The organism is Deferribacter abyssi (genome assembly GCF_049472655.1).
Taxonomy (GTDB): Bacteria; Chrysiogenota; Deferribacteres; order Deferribacterales; family Deferribacteraceae; genus Deferribacter; species Deferribacter abyssi.
Genome location: NZ_JAQNCS010000040.1, coordinates 1 through 639 on the forward strand (window position 1 = coordinate 1; position 639 = coordinate 639).

At 33.3% G+C, this 639-nt stretch carries 1 protein-coding gene; it reads left to right on the forward strand.

Translation table 11 applies throughout. From position 1 onward, the window contains the following. Positions 1–180: 180 nt before the first annotated feature. The coding region (locus tag OWK30_RS11475) for an IS110 family transposase (protein ID WP_423326621.1) at positions 181–639 on the forward strand (459 nt) is incomplete at its 3' end.

Here is a 639-nt window from a genome sequence, read left to right on the forward strand (position 1 = left end):
AGGAAATGATATCATGTAATGAATTAAAAATGGGACAGAGGACTATAGTGCAATAAGCTTTAAAGCTTCAAAATTAGTCTGTCCCCCGTCCCGAAAGTCCCTATTGGTTGATTTGGCTATCAAGCCACTGTCAAACGGGAGTTTGGATTTGGGACTAAAATATTTTAAGTGAGGTTTGACATGAAAAATGACAAATTTGCTTTCTTTATAGGTGTTGATGTTTCTAAAGATAAGTTTAACCTTGCTATTATTAACAATAAGCTTGAACTTCTCAAAGAAGCTGAATTTCAAATGGATATTGATGGTTTTAATAGTTTCTATAACTTGATTAAAAAGTATGATTCCTCTGTTATTGCTCTTGAATCTACTGGCAGCTATCACATTAACCTCTTAGCATCCCTTGTATCCAAAAAGAAAGATGTCTGTCTTATTAATCCAGCTCTCATCAAAAGATTTGCCCAATCTGTTACTCTCAGAAAAACCAAAACCGATAAAATTGATGCTGTTATCATTGCTAAATTTATAGCTAAAAATATTGAACATTTCAATTATTTTACTCTTCCTGAATCCAATGATATTATCGCACTTGCCAGGATGAGAGAACATATTACTCAGCAGATTGCAAAAGTTAAGACTCGG